A 19,108-nucleotide genomic window follows, 5' to 3' on the forward strand; every position below is an offset into this window, starting at 1 on the left:
CGCAAGCGACTTTCCCGTCACGCGAGTACTGCTGGCCATGTCACAGCGACAGCAGTCCTTCGACGTTCCGACCCGCGACGGAATGCCCGTCCTCGGCCTCGGCACGTGGGAAAACGACGACCCCGCGCAGTGTACCGAGTCGGTGACGACCGCGCTCGAATCCGGCTACACCCACGTCGACACCGCACAGATCTACGGGAACGAGGCCGCGGTCGGCGACGGTATCGCCGACGCCGACGTCGACCGCGACGACGTGTTCCTCGCGACGAAGGTGTGGATCGACCAGCTCGCGCCCGAGGACGTGGCGGCGTCGACCCGCGAGAGCCTCGAAAAGCTCGGCACCGAGTACGTCGACCTGCTGTACGTCCACTGGCCGGCCGGCGCGTACGACCCCGCCGAGACGCTGCCCGCGTTCGCGGAGCTTCGCGACGACGGCCTGATCGACCGCATCGGCGTCTCGAACTTCGAGCCCGAACACCTCGACGCCGCGACCGATGCGCTCGGCGAGACGCCGTTCGCGAACCAGGTCGAGATGCACCCGATGCTCCAGCAGGACGACCTGCGTGCGTACGCCGACGCCAACGACATCGAACTCGTCGCCTACTCGCCGCTCGCCCGCGGCCACGTTTTCGACGCGCCCGAGATTACCGACATCGCCGAGAAACACGACGCCAGCGCGGCGCAGGTGAGCCTCGCGTGGCTCCGCGAGAAGGGCGTCACCGCCATCCCGAAGGCGACGAGCGAGTCTCACATCGCCGACAACTGGGCGAGTCTCGGCCTCGAACTCGACGCGGAGGACATCGAAGCGGTCGACGCCATCGACCGGACCGACCGCCGAGTCGACCCGGACTTCGGCCCGGACTGGGACTGAGGAGTCTCCCTGCGTGACGCGCGACAGGGAATGGCAGGGCCTCAGTCTGACACTCTCGGCAGCCGAATCGTGATCTCGTTGCCGTCGTCGGGGTCCGCCGACACCGCGATGCTCCCGCCGGAGATGTCCACACACCAGTACACCAGCCAGAACCCCAGCCCCGTGCTGTGGTAGACGCTGCTCATGTCGTGGTCGCCCGTGAGCACGTCCGTCTCCGCCGAGGGTATCGGCGCGTGGTCGTCTCGGACGACGACCACGGCCTCGGTCGGCGTCGCTCGGAGCGCGACGCGGACGCTCGGCTCGCCGTCGGCGGCGTGTTTGATCGCGTTTTCGATCAGTTCGACGACCGCGAGCTGTAGCTCCGTGCAGGCCTCGACCGTGACCGATTCGAGGGCCGACACCTCGACTGTGGCGTTCGGGTAGCGGTCCCGGATGTCCGCCACGCACTCGCCGACCACCTGCTCGAGGTCGATGCGCACGCGGTCCTGCTGTTCGGTGATGAGCTTGATGATTCCCCGCTCCTTTTCGGCGGTCTCGAGGAGCGCCTCGCCCACGCGTCGGATCACCGCGGTGTGTTCGGCCGCGCCCGGCACCTCGGACTCGAGGATGTCCGTCTTCCCGAAGATCACGTTGAGATCGTTCCGGAGGTTGTGCCGGAGGAGGTTATCCATCACGACGAGTTGGCGCTCGCGCCGGCGGCGGTTCGTGACATCCCTCGTGAACCCCGTGATGCGGACCACCTCGCCGTCGACCGTGATCGGCTCGGCCTGCACCCAGACCCAGCTGTGGTCGCCCTCGCTCGGGCTCACCCGGTACTCGATGTCGACGGCGGTGCCCGCCGAGAGGAGGTCCATCGCCTCCTTGACTCTCGGCGCGTCGGCGTCGTGGATCGACTCGAAGAAGGCCGTCGGATCCTCCTGTAAGGCTTCACGCGAGGTCCCGTATATCTCCTCGTAGGCGGGGTTTACGAACAACAGCTCGGACCAGTCGTCGTTGAACATCCAGAGGACGTCGCCGGAGACGGCCGCGACCTCCTTGCGGTGCGACTCGCTTTCGGCACGGTCCCGCTCGGCTTCGACCCGGTCGGTGATGTCCCGAGAGCTGACGACGAAGCCGTCGAGCGCGGCGTCGGTGAGGTTCGACATGCGGCTTTCGACCCACACCCACGACCCGTCCGCGCTCCGGTGGCGGTACTCGACGACCTCTTCGGCGAAGCCGTCGCTCTCTATCGCCTGGGCGAACGACTGCCGGACCAACGCGCGCTCGTCGGGATGGACGTACGCGAACGCCGACTCGCCGACGAGGTCGTCCGGGGCGAAGCCGAGGATCCGCCGGGCCGCCTCGTTGACGTAGGTGAACGTTCCCCGTTCGTCGAGGAGGGCGATCTTGTCCTGTGTCCGATCGAGCAGGAGTCCGAGTTGCTCGGACTGTTCCATCGGCCTCCACCTTCCTTGCGACGACGGATAAGGATCCCGCCCGTCTCGGTCCCGTCTCAGACGTGTTTGGCGAGGAAATCGACGACCCCGCGGTACGCTTCGAGGCGGTTCTCCAGCTTCGAGAAGCCGTGTCCCTCGTCGTCGAAGATCAGTTTCCGGACGGGGACGCCCTGCTCGCGCGCCTGCTCGACGATCTGTTCGGCCTCGCCGACGGGAACCCGCGGGTCGTTCGCGCCGTGCAGGACGAAGAGGGGCGACTCGATGGCCTCGATGTTGTTGATCGGCGAGATGGATTCGAGGAACTCACGATCCGCGTCGAGCGAGCCGTACTCGGCTTCCCGCAGTTCGCGGCGCCACTCGCCGGTGTTCTCTAAGAACGTCACGAAGTTCGCGATACCGACGATGTCGACGCCGGCGGCCCACAGCTCGGGGTACTCCGTCAGCGCCGCGAGCACCATGAACCCGCCGTAGGAGCCGCCCATCGCGACGACGCGGTCCGGGTCGACCTCGGGGTGGTCGTGGAGCCACTCGACGCCGGCCCGGACGTCCGCGACCGAGTCCATCCGCTTTTCCACGTCGTCGAGCGCGGCGTACGCCTTCCCGTACCCGGCCGAGCCGCGGACGTTCGGCTCGAAGACGGCGTACCCGTTGTTCAGCAGGTACTGCTTGACGGAGGCGAACGACGGCCGGCGCTGCGACTCGGGGCCGCCGTGGATGTCGACGACGACGGGGTAGCCGTCGGCCGGCGGTTCAGTCTCCGGGACGGAGAAGAAGGCGGGGATCTTCCGGTCGTCGAAGGTCGGGTAGTGGACCAGTTCGGGCTCGACGAAGGTGTCCCGCGGGATACCCGCGGTCGAGGCGGCGGTCCAGCGCGTCGTCTCGCCGGTCGTCGTCTCGACGACGTAGACGTTCGCGTTGTGGGTGCTGCCGGTCGCGGTGATGGCGAAGCGGTCCCCGTCGGGGCCGAAGCTCACGCCGCCGGCGACGCCGTCGGGGAGGTCGGGCGCCGGGTACGGGTCGACTCGGTCGGGTTCGACCAGTTCGCCGACGGTTATCTCGGTGCGGCCGTCGACGTTACGCGAGTAGACGACGCGGCGGGAGTCCTCGTGGATCGCGACGCCGTCCACGTTCCAGCCGTCGTCGCCGCCGGGCGTCTCGGGGGCGTCCTCGTCGGCGTCCTCGTCGGCTCCGGAGGCGACGACGGCGAACTCGCCCGTGTCGAGGTCGAGCCGCTCTAAGCGCAGCGTGTCGCTGTCGCGGTCGGTGACGAGGTAGAGCGCGTCGCCGTCCGGCCCCCACTCCGGGCTCCCGTACCGCACGTCGCCCTCGTGGGGCGTGTGGTGGGTCAGGTCGCCGGAGGCGATGTCGAGGGTGAACACGTCGTGGTCGAACGACGAGTGCGCCTCGTGGACGATCAGCCGGTCGTCGCTCGGCGACCAGCCGGCCACGGAGAGCCAGCCGTCGCCCTCGTACACCAGTTCCGCGTCGTTGCCGGTCGCGTCGCGGGCCTGCACGTACACGTCGAAGACGGCCTCGTCGCGGCGGTTCGAGGCGAACGCGAAGCGGTCGCCCTCGCTGTCCCACCCGCCCCAGCGGTGTTTCGCGCCGGGTCGCGCCGTGAGGTCGGTTATCACGCCCGACTCGTAGTTGAGCAGGTACAGCTGAGCGCGCTCGTTGCCCCCCTCGTCCATCGCGAAGACGGCCTCCGCGCGCTTCGGCGAGGAGTCGATAGCGGAGACCGACTCGTCGAAGAAGGTGTGCTGTTCGGGCCATCCGAGCGGCTCGGTCAGCGACCAGACCTGTCCGGTGCCGGTCGTGTTCAGGAGGAAGGAGAGGCGACCGTCGGGACCCAGGTCCGCGCCGCCGGCGTTCCGTACGTTGAGGTATCGCTCGATGTCGTACCGGTGCATGCGCTTCGATTCCCGGCGTAGTGGGAAACCGTTTCGGGTGACAACGTGGGACACGCGCCACCGGACGGGCCGTCCGTCGACCCGCGCCGTCCGGATGCCGTGTCTTTTTGGTTACCCCTGCCGTCCGGTCGGCGTATGCGCGTCGCGTTCGTCTCGCTTTTCGCTCCCGGTCACGGCGACACGCCGGCGCGGTCGCGGACGCGACGGATCGCCGCGGGGCTCGCGGAGCGCGGCCACGACGTGGTCTGGCTCTGCGCTCGGTGGTGGGGCGGCGACCACGACGCCTTCGAGGAGGACGGTATCGCGTACCGCTCGGTGACCGCCGACCCGTCGCCGGCGACGTTTTCCGCCCGCCTCCCCTTCGCGCTCCGGCGCGTGGCCCCCGACGTGGTCCACGCGGTCAACACCCCGCCGACGCCGGGACTCGCGGCCACGGTCGCGGGCACGCTCTCGCGGACGCCCGTCGTCGTCGACTGGTGGCGCGACCACCCCGCGGACTCTCGGCAGCGGTACGGGCTCCTCGCTCGCCGGGCCGACGCCGTCACCGCCCCCTCCCGGACGACCAAGACGCTGGTGCGCGAACACGGCGCGGCCGGCGACGACGTGCGAGTGGTCCCGGAGAGCATCGACTTCGACCTCGTCGAGAGCGCCGGCGTCGACGACCGGTTCGACGCCGTGTACGCGCGCCGGCTGGACCGCCACGCCAACGTCGAGACGTTCCTGCTCGGCCTCGCGGAACTCCGCGGCCGCGACTGGACCGCCGCCGTCGTCGGCGACGGCCCCGAGCGCGCGCGGATCGAGGCGGCTGCGAGCGACCTCCGGATCGCCGACCGGGTGTCGTTCCTCGGCGACGTGCCGCTGCGCGAGCGGGTCGAACTATTTAAAGGCACACACGTCGTGGCCGCGACGGCGACGTGGGAGACGTTCCCGACGGACCTGCTGTGGGCGCTGGCGTGCGGCTGCGTGGCGCTCGTCGAGTATCAGGCGGATTCGAGCGCCCACGAGCTCGTGGAGGGGCGTCGACGCGGGCGACTCGTCACGAGCCCGGCGGAACTCGCCGACGAGTTCGTCGCCGTCGCCGACCTCGACCGGAAGTCGGTCGAGCGCGACTTCGCCGACTACGACCACGAGGCGGTGCTCGACCGAGTGACGAACCTCTATCGGGACTTGCGAGACGAATCGTAAGGCGCGGCGGCCGGCCGACTACTCCTCGTCGGTGATGTCGCCGCCGTACTTCATGAAGATGAACGCGAGCCCCAGCGTGCTCACCATCGCGACGAACGTCGCGACGCTGAGCGCGCGGGCGCCCTGCGGGACGAACACGGCGTCGGAGCCGCCGCCACCGCCCGTCGATTCGGTCTCGATGTCGCCGCCGACGGCGAGGCCGGCGTGCATACCGACCGCGGTGTGGGGGACACAGTGGTAGTGGGTGATTCCAACATCGTCCTCGCTCGTCTCGTACTCGTAGGTCGCGCCCTCCTCGCCGACCGGGTCGCCGCTGTCGAGGGCGGCCGGGCCGCCGCCCTCGACCGTCTGAACGTTGTGGGCGCCGCCGGCGCCCGTCCACTCGAAGGTGATCGTCGTGCCGGGGTCGACCCAAAGCAGCGTCGCGTCGAACGCGAGCCCCTGGTCGCCGGCGCCGACCTGCACCGTGACCTCGCTCTCGCCGCGAGCGTCCTGATACGACCCGACGTTCCCGCTGCTGGCCCCGCTCGGCCAGACCGGCTGTTCCTCCTGTGCCGCCGCGGTCCCCGTCGTCGCCGCCGTCGCTCCCGCGACGCCGGCCGCGCCGCCGGCGGTCCGGATGAACGTGCGCCGAGAGACGTCGTCCGTGCTCATACACCCCGGTTCGTGACGGCCTGTAGTGAATATGTTGATCCGAGGGCGGGCCCTTGACTCGCGCGCCGCCGCGATGGTCGCAATCGCCGCGATGGTCGCAATCGTCGCGGTCGCTCGCGTTTCGACCCGTTTATAATCGCCGCCGCACGCCGTGCGAGTATGACAGACGACGAGGGGCGGGCCGAACTCATCGCCGCGCTGCGAGCGGCCGACGCGGTCCAGTACGGGGAGTTCGAGCTCTCACACGGCGGCACGAGCGACTACTACGTCGACAAGTACCTCTTCGAGACCGACCCGGACGCGCTCCGGCTGATCGCCGCGGCCTTTGCCGACCGACTCGCCGACACCGACGCGACGCTCGCGGGCGTCGCGCTCGGCGCGGTCCCGCTCGTGGCCGTCACGGCCGCCGAGATGGGCCGCCCGTACGTCATCGCCCGCAAGCAGGCGAAGGAGTACGGCACCGGCAACCGCATCGAGGGGCGACTCGACGAGGGCGAGGAAGTCATCGTCTTAGAAGACATCGCCACGACCGGCCAGTCCGCCGTCGACGCGGTCGAGGCGCTCCGTGAGGCGGGCGCGACGGTGAACCGCGTCCTGGTCGTCGTCGACCGCGAGGAGGGCGCAGCCGACCTCCTCGCCGACCACGATATCGAACTGGAGTCGCTGCTCACGGCGACGGAACTGCTGGCGGAGCGAGACGCGGAGTAGCCTTTCTCCCGCGATTACGCCTCGGTCGTCTCCACGGTCGGCACCGCGACCCGATCGAGGACGTCGGCGATCACGTCCCGCTTGTCGGCGTCGTTGACGGCGGCGTCCGGCGTCAACACGAGCCGATGCGCGAGCGCCGGCTCCGCGACGCGTTTCACGTCGTCGGGCGTGACGAACTCGCGGCCGGCGACGACCGCGGCGGCCCGCGCCGTCTCGAAGAGCCGCTGGGTCCCCCGCGGCGAGACGCCGACCTCGACGCGGCGGTCTTCCCGCGTCGCGCGGGCGACCGAGGCCGCGTACGAGAGCAGGTCGTCGTCGACGCGGACCGACTCCGGCACCGCACGGAGGTCGGCGACGGCGTCCGCATCGAGCACGCGGTCGACGGTCGGCGCCTGTGCGACCCGGCCCGCGCGCCGGCGCAGCAGCTCGACCTCGCCCGCCTCGTCCGGGTAGCCGATGGCAGTCTTGATCGTGAACCGGTCGAGTTGGGGCTCTGGGAGCGGGAACGCGCCCTCGCTTTCGACCGGGTTCTGCGTCGCGATGACGTAGAAGGGGTCGGGGAGGTCGTGGGTCTCCCCGTCGACGGTCACCTGTCCCTCCTCCATCGCCTCCAGTAAGGCGGCCTGCGTCTTCGGCGGGGCGCGGTTGATCTCGTCGGCGAGGACGACGTTCGCGAATATCGGGCCGGGCGAGAAGACGAACGAGCCGTCGCCCTCGTCGAACACGTTCGTCCCGGTCACGTCGCTGGGGAGGAGGTCCGGCGTGAACTGGACCCGCGAGAACTCCAGTCCCAGCGCGGCCGCGAACGAGCGCGCAGAGAGGGTCTTTCCGGTGCCGGGGACGTCTTCCAAGAGGACGTGACCGCGGGCGAGAATGCCCAGCGTGACGCGGTCGAGGAACTCGCGGTCGGCGACGACCGCGCCGCCGACCTCGTCGACGACCCGCGAGCAGGCCGCCGCGGCTTCGGGGACGTTCATACGGAGTGCACACGATCCGCCGCAAAAAGCGTTGTCAGCGGTCGGGGTCCGCGGGCCGCCCGCCGACGAATCGTCGCGGACGATCGAAACGCATAACAGCGGAACCGGCCAACCCGAAAGTGAGCCGAGGTAGCCTAGCCTGGCCAAGGCGGTAGATTCGAAATCTACTGTCCATTCGGACACCGGAGTTCAAATCTCCGCCTCGGCGCTTCTCTCGACGACTCTACCGACCAGCGACCGGTCTCGCCGCGAATTCTCCGACGGCGCTACTTAAAAGGACTCGCGGTGACCCCTACGGCTCCCCGCCGAGCAGTTCCTGCTCGGAGCCGGAATCGCCGCGCAGCCGACGGCGGCGCTTGTCGTAGGCGGCTTCCAGTTTCGCGTTGGTCGCCCGCGAGAGCAGGTAGAGGTCGGCCTCGTCGTCGTCTCGGGGGTGCGCGCTCGCGACCCAGACGTGGCCGTCGCCCGCCGACAGGTCGTCGGCCCAGCGCTCCGCGGCGGCGCGGCTCTCGAACGCGTGGCGGGAGCCGTCCTCGAAGACGAGCCGGCCCACCTTCGCGTTGCGTTTGCGCGCAGAGGGTTTCACCGCGACGACGACGCTCACGGGTCACGTTCGGGCGGCATCGCTTAAAAACCCCGTCAGACGTGAGACGCGCGTCCCCGTCAGTCGTCCGCGACCGCGTCGGGGTCCGCGTCCGTGGCGTCTGCCTCCGCCGCCAGCAGGCGGTCCAGCCCGTCCACCATCGCGACGACGCTGGCGCGCGTGATGTCCGCGTCCGTCGAGGAGACGCTCACGGAGCGGTCGCCCCGCGAGAGGTCGACCTCGACCGTGACGACGGCGTCGGTCCCGCCCGTGATCGCGTCGACGTGGTACGAGTCGAGTTCGAAGGAGACGCCCTCTCCCGCCGCGTCGTCCGCGAGTGCGGCCCGGACCGCTTCCAGTCCGGCGTCGACGGGCCCGGCGCCCGTGCCGGAGGCGACGCGCTTGTCGTCGCCGATGCGGAGCCGGACCGACGCGGTCGGGAGGTTCCCGCCGGAGGTGGCCGAGAGGTCGACGAGTTCGACGTGTCGGTCGCGCTCGCGGCCCTGCACGTCTTCGGTGATCGCGAGCAGGTCGGCGTCGGTGACGCGCTTCCCGCGGTCGCCGAGCTCTTTCACCCGGCGGACGACCTCGCTCAACTCGTCGTCGTCGACCGCCACGTCGTGCTCGGCGAGGGCCGCCTTGACGCCCGCGCGCCCGGCGTGTTTCCCGAGGACAAGCCGTCGCTCGCGGCCCACGCGCTCCGGCGGATACGGCTCGTACATCGTCCCGTCTTTCAGCGTGCCGTCGGTGTGGATGCCCGACTCGTGCGCGAAGGCGTTGGCGCCGCAGACCGCCTTGTTCGGCGGGAGCGCGACGCCGGTCGCCTCGCTCACGGTCCGGCAGAGCCGGTAGAGCCGTTCCAGATCGACGGTGTCGATGTCGTAGGAGCGATTGAGCGCGATGGCCACCTCCTCTAAGGCGACGTTGCCGGCGCGCTCGCCGACGCCCATGACGGTCCCGTGGACCGTGTCGGCGCCGGCCTTCAGCCCGGCGTGGACGTTCGCCACGCCGAACCCGAGGTCGTCGTGGGTGTGGAGGCTCGTCGGGCCCAGGTCGGCGAGCCGCGAGACGACTTCGGCGGTCCGCTCCGGATCGGCCGCGCCGACGGTATCGCAGTAGCAGATCCGGTCGGCGCCGGCGTCGAGCCCGGCGCCCAGCAGCCGTTCGAGGTAGTCGAGTTCGGCGCGCGAGCCGTCCTCCCCGAGCACCTCGACCCAGAGGCCGTGGTCTTTCGCGTACTCGACGAGTTCGACGGTCGTCTCGACGACCGCCTCGCGGGTCGAGCCGACCTTCGTCTCGACGTGCTTGTCGGAGGCGGGCACGACCAGATTGACGCCGTCGACCCCGCAGTCGAGGGCGTGGTCGATGTCGGCTTGCACGCCGCGGGCGAAACTCGTCACGGTGGCGTCGAGCCCCTCGTCGGCCACGCGGCGGATGGCCTCGCGTTCGCCCTCGGACGTGCACGCCGAGCCGGCCTCGATCAGGTGCATCCCGGCGGCGTCGAGTTCGCGGGCGATGTCGACCTTCTCGCTCGGCGTGAGCGAGACGCCCGGCATCTGTTCGCCGTCGCGCAGCGTGGTGTCTAACAGCTGTACCTCGTCGAGTGTGGTGAGTGGTGTTCGGGTCAAAAGAGAGTCCGTCGGCTTGTCAGTAGGTTCGGGACCGGTACCGCCGCGGGGCGGCCGCGCCCCGGAGTCGTTATCGTCGGAGAATTTCGCGGCCAGCCGCCGTGAGGCGACTTCCTCTATCCTCCGAACGATCACGAGCGTCTCGTGTCATTCGTATCCGTGCCGACGTATCACACACTGATAAAATCGTCGGGTCGTGACAGCAATACGCAGGCCGGGCGCGCCGTGTGTTCGTTCGATGCCGACAGGACCGACGCTCGCCGCGGGGACACGGTTATACGGCCGCCGTCGGACAACCCGGTATGCAGAAAGCCGCTATCGACGACGTCGACGTCGTCGCGAACCCGATGGGCGTCCACGACGTGCGAAAGCCGGTCTCGAGGGCGCTCGGGACCGAACACGTCGCGATGAACTACTTCGAACTCGCGCCCGGCGAGGCGTTCGCGGGCGGGCTCCACACCCACGGCGATCAAGAAGAGGTGTTCTACGTCCTCTCGGGGGTCGCCACCTTCGAGGTGGGGCGAGACCACGAGCGCGTCGACGTCGAGGCCGGCGAGCTGATCCGCTTTGCGCCGGGCGAGTTCCAGTCCGGCTTCGTGCGCGAGGACGCCGACGAGGACGTGGTCGCGTGGGCGTTCGGCGCGCCCGGCGCGCGTCACGACTGGGACCAGATCGAGTCGCTGATCGAGTGCCGCGAGTGCGACGCGGAGCGCGTCCACGCGACCGAACTGACCGACGCGGGACGGTTCCGCTTCACCTGCACCGAGTGCGGCACGTCGTTTTCGCCGTGAGGCTGTCGTCCGCTCTGCGTCGGTCCGGGTCGCCGGCTCACCCCAGAAGCGACCGGAGCGTTCGCCGCCCGGTCCCACACCGGTCCCGGTAGTCGCAGGCGGTGCATCGGTCGTCGTCGACGCGCGAGGGCGGCCCGTCGATGGCTCGCGCTGCCCGAAGCGCCCGCCGGTAGGCCGCCTTCGCCCGCGTCGTGAGCCGCACCTCGCGCACGACGCCGACGCTCGGGTACTCGACGAGCGCGCGCGGCACTTCCCGCTCTCGCTCCCACGCGAGCGCCTTGGCCACGCCGACGGCCCTGACCGTCTGTGGCTCCCAGACGCCGTTTTCGGGCGGTTCGCCCGGTGAGACGACGGTCGGAACCGGTGGGCCGTCGCCGTCGTCGAGAATCTTGTGTACGGTTCCGCGGCAGTCCTTCCCGGCCCGCCCGACGCGCTCGAACTCCGGGTCGACGAGGCGGGCGTAGTCGTCCCGCTCGCTGAGTCGCGCGAGGTTCCGGCGGTACGCCGCCGGCGAACGTCGGATCGGGAGCCGGCGGAGCGTCGCGTCCGGCGCGCCGGCGAGCGTCGGGTACCGATAGGCGAGGTCCATCCGAGCCCGCGTCGTCTCGGGCACGTCTCGGTCGCCGTCGCGGCGCGCGTAGTAGAGCTGTCGCGGGCAGTAGGCCGCGCGAGCGAGGTCGCTGAAGGGTGTCACGGTGCGTCTGGCCGCGGCTCGGCGGAAAAGCGGGGGGATGGCGGAGGCGGTTCGATCTGACGGTCCGGCGTCGTGGCCGTGTCGCTCGCCGGCGGACTATCGCCGGATCTGGTCGAGGTCGGCCACCAGCCGCCGCAGCGCCTCCCGCGTCACGTGCGGCATACAGACGACGCGGAGCTCGCCGCTCGCCGTGCGCGACACCTTCCAGCCCGCCTCCCGGAGGGCGTCGAACTCGGGCTCCGGGACCGCGGCGGCCACGAGCGGGAGCTCCGGGTCGACCACGTCGTACCCCCGCTCGTCGAGGGCGGCCGCGAGCCACTCGGCGTTGGCGGCCGCGCGGTCGGCCGCCTCCCGGTACCCCTCCCGCCACAGCGCCTCCATCGCGGCGACCGCGCCGGCGACGCCCGCGCCGCTCCGCGTTCCCGTCAGCGTGGCCTGCGACCGCGTCTCGAGATACGGCGTGTCGACCGCGAGCGCGTCCAGCGCCGCGGCGTCACGCGCGAGGAGGCCGCCGGCCGGCACCGGCGCCTGTCCGAACTTGTGCGGGTCGATGGTCAGCGTGTCGACGGGGGCGTCGGCGAACAACCAGTCTGCGTCGGTAAACGGTAACACGAAGCCGCCCCACGCGGCGTCGACGTGCATCCGGGCCCCGGCGTCGTGAGCGATCCGCGTCAACGCCGGAATCGGATCTACGCGCCCGTACTCCGTGCTTCCGGCGACGCCGACGACCAGCGCGGTCGTCTCGTCGACGGCCGCCTCGACGGCATCGGTCCGGGCCCGGTACTCGTCGTCGACGGGTACGGTCCGGAGCTCCACGTCGAGCAGCTCCGCGGCCTTATGAAAGGAGAAGTGGCCGCTCTCGGGCACGACGACGTTCACGTCGCCCGCGTCGTGGCGGTTTCGCGCGGACCGGACCGCCTGCACGTTCGCCTCCGTCCCGCCCGAGGTGACGTACCCGGTGGCGTCGGTCGGCGTCGGGTGGTCGGTGACCGTGGCGAGCAGTTCGACCGCGCGTGCTTCCAGCGCCGCTATCGACTCGTAGGTGGCCGGATCGCCCGGATTCGTCGCGAGGTATCGCTCCGCCGCCTCCCGAGCCGCCGGATGCGGCTCCGTACACATCGAGGAGAGGACCCGGTCGAACGACTGCGGCTCGGGCTGCTGCATTTGACCACCCATTGCCGCGGCGGGGTCTTACCCGTTCCGCTCCGTGACACCGAGTCGCCGCTCCTCGCCCGCGTCAGCGGACCGAATCGAGGAGGAGCCGCTGTTCGGTCCGTTTCACTTCGTGTTGGACGTCCCGCACCGCGTCGATGTTCGCCGAGATAGACGAGACCCCCTCGTCGACGAGGAACTCGACCATCTCCGTCTTCGATCCGGCCTGCCCGCAGATGCTCGTGTCGACGCCGAGTTCGCGGCAGGTCTCTATCGTGTCGCCGATGAGCTTGAGCACGGCCGGGTGCAACTCGTCGAAGCGGCCGGCGACGTGTTCGTTGTTGCGGTCGACCGCCAGCGTGTACTGGGTGAGGTCGTTGGTTCCGAAGGAGGCGAAGTCGATGCCGGCGGCCGCGAGCTCTTCGATCTGTAAGGCGCTCGCCGGCGTCTCGATCATGACGCCCCACCGGCGCGCGTCGGGGTCGATCCCCGTCTCTCGCATGTGCGCTTTGATCCCCTCGATGTCGCTCGCGTCGTTGACGAGCGGGAACATCACTTCGAGGTTGTCGTAGCCCATCTCGAAGAGGCGGGCGAACGCGGCCAACTCCTGCCGGAACGGGTTCGGCTTGTCGAGGCTCCGGCGGATCCCGCGCCACCCGAGCATCGGGTTGTGCTCCGCCGGCTCGCCGTCCCCGCCCTCCAGCTCCCGGAACTCGTCTGTCGGCGCGTCGATGGTGCGGACCCTCACCGGCCGGGGGTAGAACTCGTCGGCGACGCGGCGGACCCCCTCGATGAGTTCGTCCTGGTACGCGCGGGCCCCGTGGTCCTGGATGTACTTCTCGGGCGTCTTCCCGAGCGACAGCACCATGTGTTCGATCCGGAGCAGCCCGACGCCGTCGGCGCCCGTCGCCGCGGCGCGCTCGGCGGCCTCCGGAATCGAGACGTTCACTTTGACCTCCGTCGCCGTCATCGGCTTGACGGGGGTCTCGGGCCGCGCCGCCTCGACGGGTTCGAACTCCTCGCCGGCCTCGGCCTCGTCGTCGGCGCCGGCGCGGACGGTTCCCTTGTCGCCGTCGAGGGTGACCTGCTGGCCGTCTTCGAGGAGCCGCGTCCCGTTTCCGGTTCCGACCACGGCCGGGACGCCGAGTTCGCGAGAGATGATCGCGGCGTGGCTCGTCATCCCGCCCTCGTCGGTGACGATGCCCGCGGCGCGTTTCATCGCCGGGACCATGTCCGGCATCGTCATCTCCGTCACCATCACGTCGCCCTCCTGGACCTGATCGAGGTGGTCGAGTTTGTGGACGATCCGGACCGCGCCGGAGACGACGCCCGGACTCGCGCCGAGCCCGTCGGCGAGCACGTCTTCGTCGTCGCCGCCGTTCGAGACGCTCCCCGCGCCGGGCTGGCCCGAGGACGCGTCGCCGGCGGTGGACTTCCGTGGGGTGTCGCCGCCGGTTCCGGTCGCCTCCGCGCCGTCATCGGTCTCCTGAATCGTCGTGATCGGGCGCGACTGGAGCATGTATATCTCCCCCTCGTGGATCGCCCACTCGACGTCTTGGGGGGTCCCGTAGTGCTCCTCGACGCGCTCGCCGAGTACGACGAGGTCATCAATCTCCTCGTCGCTGAGGACGCGCGCGGTGCGGCGGTCGCCCTCGACGTCGAGTTCGACGGTCTCGCCCGTCTCGGGGTCTTTCACCATCTCCACCTTCTTGTCCGCGACCGTCACCTTGTCGACGACGCCCTCCTCGCGGTCGTAGACGTAGTTGTCGGGCGACACCGTCCCCGAGACGACCGCCTCGCCGAGCCCCCACGCCGCCTCGATCGTAATCTGCGGGTCGCCGGTCGAGGGGTGGCTGGTGAACATCACGCCGGACTTTTCGGCGTCGACCATCCGCTGGACCACGACCGCGATGTCGACGTCGGCGTGCGGGAACCCGCGCTGCTGCCGGTAGTAGATCGCGCGCTGCGTGAAAAGCGACGCCCAGCATTCCTTCACCCGCCGGATGAGGGCCTGTTCGCGGACGTTGAGGAACGTCTCCTGCTGGCCGGCGAACGACGAGTCCGGGAGGTCCTCGGCCGTCGCCGACGAGCGCACCGCGACGAACGCCTCCGCGCCGTCTTCGCCCATCGACCGATATCGCTCGACGATCTCCTCGCGCACGTCGTCGGGGAGCGGCGTCTCCATGATGAGCTCCGAGGCGGTCTGCTCGGCCTCTCGCAGCGCGACGGAGTCCTCCGGGTCGACGTCGACCGCGGCGAACAGCTCCTCGTCGATCCCCGCCTCTTCGATGAACGTGCGGTACGTACCTGCCGTGACGGTGAACCCCGGCGGAACCGGAAGCCCAGCGCCGATGAGTTCACCGAGCGAAGCCGCCTTGCCGCCGACGGTCCCGACGTCGTCGGCGTTGACATCCTCGAGCCAGAGTACTGCCATTCGTATGTCCGGAGGATTCGGGAGGCACCCTATGAAGGTTCCGGCATACGCAACGGTGAATAAAAGATTACTCGCCCACGAGTGATCGAATCGAAACAGCGTCGCGACCGGCCGTGGAGTGACCGCAGTCTCGCCCGGTGCGACGCTGGAACCGTCAGAGAGGGCCGAGGCGGGGAAAGACGAACCGACATCCGGCTCGTATCACCACAAACGGTCCGTCTATTGGAATACTTACCTCCCGCGAGAACCACACACCCGAAGACATGTTACAGGGTCTGTAACAGCGCGCGAGCCAACGCCGGCCGCAGGATACCGTCTCTCCTCCGATCGCTCAGTCGCCTCCCGCGGGTGCCCGTTCAGTCACCTCTCGCGCCCGCCTGCGCCCCCGAAGCGCCCGCGCCCGCCGCCAGCCGCTCTCGCTCCGCGGACAGCAGTCGCTCCCAGAACCCGAACAGCCGACTGTTCAGCCCGTAGCGCTCGTCGACCCGCCTGACCCACGCGTCGTCGGCGAACAGCAGCCGCTGGAAGCGTCGCACCGGCGGCGATAACTCGTCGCGAACGCCGCCGTAGTACGACAGCGACTCCGTCCGCGTCTGCTCGACGAGCCCCGCCGGGACCTCGATGCCGTCGGCGGCCGCGGCGTGTTCGAACCACTCCAGGTGCAACAGCGCGTCGGCCAGCAGAAACCGCTCTCGGAAGCCGGAGACCCGCGCCAGCGCCGGCTTCCCGTCGATGGTCACGTCGCTCGGCCGGGAGAACTGCGGCGCCGTCACGGTCACGTCCGCGGCGTCTGCGACCGCGCCGGCGACGCGTCGGAGCCGCCACTCCCCGTAGCGGACCGGCGCTATCAGGCCGAGTTCGTACCACGCCGGGAGCCACTCGCAGTACGGCTCGGAGAACCGGCCGTCGGCGAGCAACGTCGCCGCGACGGACCGGGCCGCCGCGGGGGACAGTTCTGAGGGGTTCTCTCGGAGGGCGGCCGCGACCCCTGCGCCGTCGAGCGCGTCGGCGCCGTCGAACCCCATTCCCGCGGCGACGTGGCGGGTGTACGCGCGGCTCGCGTCGTACCAGTCGGCGAAGTCGGTCGGCGTCGTCAGACGGAGAAGGTGGAGGACGGTGATACCCTCCGTAGGAGTCGCATCGACCTAACTGCTGTGACGCTCCGGTCGGCGACTCCGCCGAGCCGGCCCGCCGCGTCGCCCGTCAGGTGAACTCCGCGTCGGCCTCGGCCTCGTCGTCGCCGGCGAGCGCGTCGTCGAGCCCCCACTCGGCCGCTCGCTCTTCCGCCTCCGAGCGGGCCTGCTCGCGGATCGCTTCGATCCGCTCGTCGTCTTCGAGGAACGCCGCGACCGCGTCGCCGTCGTCGTCGCCGTCGTCCAGTCGCTCGTCGGGGGCGGCCTCGCGGGTGCGGTCGGCGAGCGCGGGGTCGTCGGCCAGTTCCGTCGCCGCGGCGCCGGGCGCGACGCGGAGCGTCTCCTCCTCGTGGGCGGTTTCGAGCGCGGCGTCCGCCACCGCGTACAGCTCGACGCGGTAGGGGCCGGGAACCGCGAGCTCGGCGAGCGCGTCGGGGCCGCCGCTGTCGCTCACCGTGTTGTACGCGAGCACGGGGACGCCGTCGGCGAAGGTGACGACGCCGCGGGCGTCGCCCTCCAAGAGGAGCGTCTCCTGTGGCACGAGCGTCGCGTACCCGGTCAGTTCCCGGTCGAGCGCCCGCGAGAGCGTCGTCCCCACGTCGGAGACGACGCGGGAGCGCAACAGGTCCCCGCGCGGAATGCGAAGCGCCGTGCTCCCGGCGCTCTCGGTCATGGCGTGTCCGGGACGACCGCGCTTCGGAAGCGGTCGGCGACGGCCCCTTCGTCCCCGTCGCGGACGTCGAGCCGCGCGGCGGCCCGCCGGTAGCGGGCGGCGGGGTCGCTCTCGGGAGCGTGCGCGAGCAGCGGCTTGCCGGCGCGTCGCGCGTCTCTCACGGCGTCGCTTTCGGGCACGGTCGCGAGCACCGGGCCGCCGAAGCGGCGTTCGGCCTGCTCGGTCACGTCGGCGGCGTCGTCGCGGACCTTGTTGAACAGCACGCCCGCCGTGCCCGTGCCGTACGAGCGCGCGTACTCCTGTACCTTCAGCCCGTCGGAGAGCGCGGGGATCGTCGGTTCCACGACGACGACGATGCGGTCCGCCAACACGACCGGTAACACGGCCGACTTCGAGCCGAGCGCGGCCGGCGAGTCGAGCAGCAGAATGTCGGTGTCGCGGGCGAGTTCGGCGACCACGTCGCGGAGCCGCTCCGGTTCGGCGGCCTCGAAGCCGGCGAGCGACGTGCCACAGGGGACGACGGAGAGCCCGAACCGGTCGTACGTCGCCTCCGAGACGGTCGTCGCGGTTTCGGCGACGAGCAGATCGTGGAGCGTGACGGCCGCGTCGTCGAGTCCGGCGTGAAAGAGGAGGTTCGCCATCCCCGTGTCGGCGTCGACGACGGTGACGTCGTGCTCCTCGGCGAGCGCCATCCCGAGCGCGAGCGTGCTCGTCGTCTTGCCCGTGCCGCCCTTCCCGCTGGCGACCGCGAACGCCTCGACCATGCGCGCACCTGACCGACCGCTCGGCTAAAACCTGTCCATCGCGGGCGCCGCCGGGCGGGCGACGGAGCGGTCGGGAGTCGATTCCACTGCACAGCGTTTTGCCCCTCGGTGCCAACTACCACCTATGCCAACCGTCATCGACGCGAACGCGTTCCGCGACATGATAGACGAGCGCCGACGCGGCGAGCGGTCGTTCGCCCTCGTCGACACGCGACCGGCGGAGAGCTACGAGAGCTGGCAGATTGCCGACTCCGTCCACTACTTTTATAAGCCGTTTCACGAGTTCGACGTCGACGACTTCGAGGCGGAGACCGGCGTCGGTCCCGGCGACGCGATCGTGACGACCTGCGCGAAGGGGAAGGCCTCGCTCGACTTCGCCGAGGAGCTGGAGGCGGCGGGCTACGACGACGTCACGGTCCTCGCGGACGGGATGCGTGGGTGGTCTGCCGTGTACGACCGGACCGCGGTCCCGCTCCCCGACGCGGGCGACGAACCCCTCGACGTCGTCCAGATCCAGCGGCGCGCGAAGGGCTGTCTCGGCTACCTCGTGGTGGGCGGGCGGTCGTCCGGGGGCGACGGTGAACGAGATGATCCCGACGGCTCCGACCGCCTCGCTATCGCTGATTCCGATGGCTCCGACCGCGTCGCCATCGCTATCGACGTCTCCCGACACGGCGACGAGTGGCGGGAGGCGGCGGCCGCACGCGACGCGTCCATCGCCGCGGTCCTCGACACGCACGTCCACGCCGACCACCTCTCCGGCGGCCGGGACCTCGCCGACGAACTCGGCGTCCCGTACTACCTCCCGGCGGCGGCCGAAGCGCGCGACGTGGCGTACGCGTTCGAGTCGCTCGCGCGCAACGAGACGCTCGACGTCGGCGGCGTCGACGTGAAGGCGCTCGCGACCCCCGGCCACACCGACGACGGCGCGAGCTACCTCGTCGGGCGGTCCGCGCTGCTCACCGGCGACACGCTGTTCACCGACAGCGTCGGGCGGACGGAACTGCAGTTCGCGGCTGGCGGCGACGGCGGGGACGACGACGCGGGCGACGACCAGAAAGCGACCGCCGGCGCGGCGACCGGCGCAGAGCGGCTCTACGAGTCGCTCCACGGAACCCTGCTCGCGGAGCCCGACCGGATCGTCGTCTGTCCGGGGCACTTCGCGGTCGCGAACGACGGGACGACCGGCGACGTCACGCCCGGCGAGCCGGTGACGACGACGGTCGGCGCGGCTCGACGGGGGCTCGACGTGCTCGACCTCGACCGCGGGGCGTTCGTGGAGCGCATCACGGCGACGCTCCCGGAGAAGCCGCCGAACTACGAGGCCGTCATCGCGGCGAACCGCGGCGTCGAGTCGCCGCCCGACGAGGTCGCGGCCATCGAGCTAGAGCTGGGTCCGAACCGGTGTGCCGCCGACGCCGGGGCGGAGCCCGCCGCGGACGACTGATATCTCGGTCGTCGGGGTCGTCAGCCCGTGGCGGTCGCTCCGCGTCGAACAGAGAGACGCACCGATCC

Annotated in this window: 17 protein-coding genes and 1 tRNA gene; 6 read left to right on the top strand and 12 right to left on the bottom strand. The window is 70.5% G+C overall.

The features are described from left to right. The first annotated feature begins 82 nt into the window (after positions 1-82). Positions 83-871 carry an aldo/keto reductase gene (locus DOS48_RS16615; protein WP_127118825.1) on the top strand — a complete coding sequence of 263 codons (789 nt, stop codon included), beginning with the start codon at positions 83-85 and terminating at the stop codon, positions 869-871. A 41-nt stretch (positions 872-912) separates the two neighbouring features. Here DOS48_RS16615 and DOS48_RS16620 read toward each other — a convergent pair whose 3' ends face one another. Further along, a complete protein-coding gene (locus tag DOS48_RS16620; RefSeq protein WP_127116813.1) occupies positions 913-2,307 on the bottom strand; it encodes a PAS domain-containing sensor histidine kinase in 1,395 nt (464 codons plus the stop codon). Between the two features lie 56 nt (positions 2,308-2,363). Next, positions 2,364-4,217: a S9 family peptidase gene (locus tag DOS48_RS16625; RefSeq protein WP_127116814.1), complete on the bottom strand. Its 1,854-nt coding sequence runs from the start codon at positions 4,215-4,217 to the stop codon at positions 2,364-2,366. 135 nt (positions 4,218-4,352) lie between these two features. Here DOS48_RS16625 and DOS48_RS16630 point away from each other — a divergent pair, with 135 nt between their 5' ends. Further along, positions 4,353-5,402, top strand: a complete 1,050-nt coding sequence (locus tag DOS48_RS16630) for a glycosyltransferase (protein ID WP_127116815.1) — start codon at positions 4,353-4,355, stop codon at positions 5,400-5,402. 18 nt (positions 5,403-5,420) lie between these two features. Here the strand turns inward: DOS48_RS16630 and DOS48_RS16635 are convergent, their stop codons facing one another. After that, entirely contained in the window at positions 5,421-6,056 is a 636-nt protein-coding gene (locus DOS48_RS16635) for a plastocyanin/azurin family copper-binding protein (RefSeq protein ID WP_127116816.1), read from the bottom strand. 159 nt (positions 6,057-6,215) lie between these two features. Here DOS48_RS16635 and pyrE point away from each other — a divergent pair, with 159 nt between their 5' ends. Next, positions 6,216-6,764 (top strand): orotate phosphoribosyltransferase, encoded by a 549-nt coding sequence (gene pyrE / locus DOS48_RS16640; RefSeq protein WP_127116817.1) that lies wholly within the window; start codon positions 6,216-6,218, stop codon positions 6,762-6,764. 14 nt (positions 6,765-6,778) lie between these two features. Here the strand turns inward: pyrE and DOS48_RS16645 are convergent, their stop codons facing one another. After that, positions 6,779-7,741, bottom strand: coding sequence for a MoxR family ATPase (locus DOS48_RS16645; RefSeq protein WP_127116818.1), 963 nt, complete (start codon positions 7,739-7,741; stop codon positions 6,779-6,781). A 123-nt stretch (positions 7,742-7,864) separates the two neighbouring features. On the opposite strand from DOS48_RS16645, the gene DOS48_RS16650 reads away from it, so the two are divergent. Continuing rightward, positions 7,865-7,949: transfer RNA gene (locus DOS48_RS16650), tRNA-Ser, on the top strand. Between the two features lie 84 nt (positions 7,950-8,033). Here DOS48_RS16650 and DOS48_RS16655 read toward each other — a convergent pair. Together DOS48_RS16655 and DOS48_RS16660 are read right to left on the bottom strand one after the other, a co-directional pair. After that, positions 8,034-8,345: a hypothetical protein gene (locus tag DOS48_RS16655; protein WP_127116819.1), complete on the bottom strand. Its 312-nt coding sequence runs from the start codon at positions 8,343-8,345 to the stop codon at positions 8,034-8,036. Positions 8,346-8,404: 59 nt separating this feature from the next. Further along, on the bottom strand, positions 8,405-9,952 hold the full coding sequence (locus tag DOS48_RS16660; protein ID WP_210755396.1) for a (R)-citramalate synthase: 1,548 nt from the start codon (positions 9,950-9,952) through the stop codon (positions 8,405-8,407). Positions 9,953-10,254: 302 nt separating this feature from the next. Between DOS48_RS16660 and DOS48_RS16665 the strand changes: the two genes are divergently transcribed. Continuing rightward, on the top strand, positions 10,255-10,743 hold the full coding sequence (locus DOS48_RS16665) for a cupin domain-containing protein (protein ID WP_127116821.1): 489 nt from the start codon (positions 10,255-10,257) through the stop codon (positions 10,741-10,743). A 37-nt stretch (positions 10,744-10,780) separates the two neighbouring features. Here the strand turns inward: DOS48_RS16665 and DOS48_RS16670 are convergent, their stop codons facing one another. The 6 genes from DOS48_RS16670 to DOS48_RS16695 form a co-directional block, all read right to left on the bottom strand. Further along, positions 10,781-11,437 (bottom strand): hypothetical protein, encoded by a 657-nt coding sequence (locus DOS48_RS16670; RefSeq protein ID WP_127116822.1) that lies wholly within the window; start codon positions 11,435-11,437, stop codon positions 10,781-10,783. A gap of 96 nt (positions 11,438-11,533) precedes the next feature. Then, positions 11,534-12,601 carry a tyrosine decarboxylase MfnA gene (gene mfnA, locus DOS48_RS16675; RefSeq protein ID WP_127116823.1) on the bottom strand — a complete coding sequence of 356 codons (1,068 nt, stop codon included), beginning with the start codon at positions 12,599-12,601 and terminating at the stop codon, positions 11,534-11,536. Between the two features lie 73 nt (positions 12,602-12,674). Then, positions 12,675-15,023, bottom strand: coding sequence for a phosphoenolpyruvate synthase (gene ppsA / locus DOS48_RS16680; protein ID WP_127116824.1), 2,349 nt, complete (start codon positions 15,021-15,023; stop codon positions 12,675-12,677). A gap of 356 nt (positions 15,024-15,379) precedes the next feature. Continuing rightward, on the bottom strand, positions 15,380-16,048 hold the full coding sequence (locus DOS48_RS16685) for a hypothetical protein (RefSeq protein WP_127116825.1): 669 nt from the start codon (positions 16,046-16,048) through the stop codon (positions 15,380-15,382). A 178-nt stretch (positions 16,049-16,226) separates the two neighbouring features. Continuing rightward, on the bottom strand, positions 16,227-16,829 hold the full coding sequence (locus DOS48_RS16690) for a hypothetical protein (RefSeq protein WP_127116826.1): 603 nt from the start codon (positions 16,827-16,829) through the stop codon (positions 16,227-16,229). Next, complete coding sequence (locus DOS48_RS16695) at positions 16,826-17,593, bottom strand: AAA family ATPase (RefSeq protein WP_127116827.1); 768 nt, start codon at positions 17,591-17,593, stop codon at positions 16,826-16,828. The genes DOS48_RS16690 and DOS48_RS16695 overlap by 4 nt, the downstream gene beginning before the upstream one ends. A gap of 124 nt (positions 17,594-17,717) precedes the next feature. Here DOS48_RS16695 and DOS48_RS16700 point away from each other — a divergent pair, with 124 nt between their 5' ends. After that, positions 17,718-19,040, top strand: coding sequence for a rhodanese-like domain-containing protein (locus DOS48_RS16700; protein WP_127116828.1), 1,323 nt, complete (start codon positions 17,718-17,720; stop codon positions 19,038-19,040). Positions 19,041-19,108: the final 68 nt, after the last annotated feature.

The sequence above is a fragment of the Halorubrum sp. PV6 genome (genome assembly GCF_003990725.2).
Taxonomy (GTDB): Archaea; Halobacteriota; Halobacteria; order Halobacteriales; family Haloferacaceae; genus Halorubrum.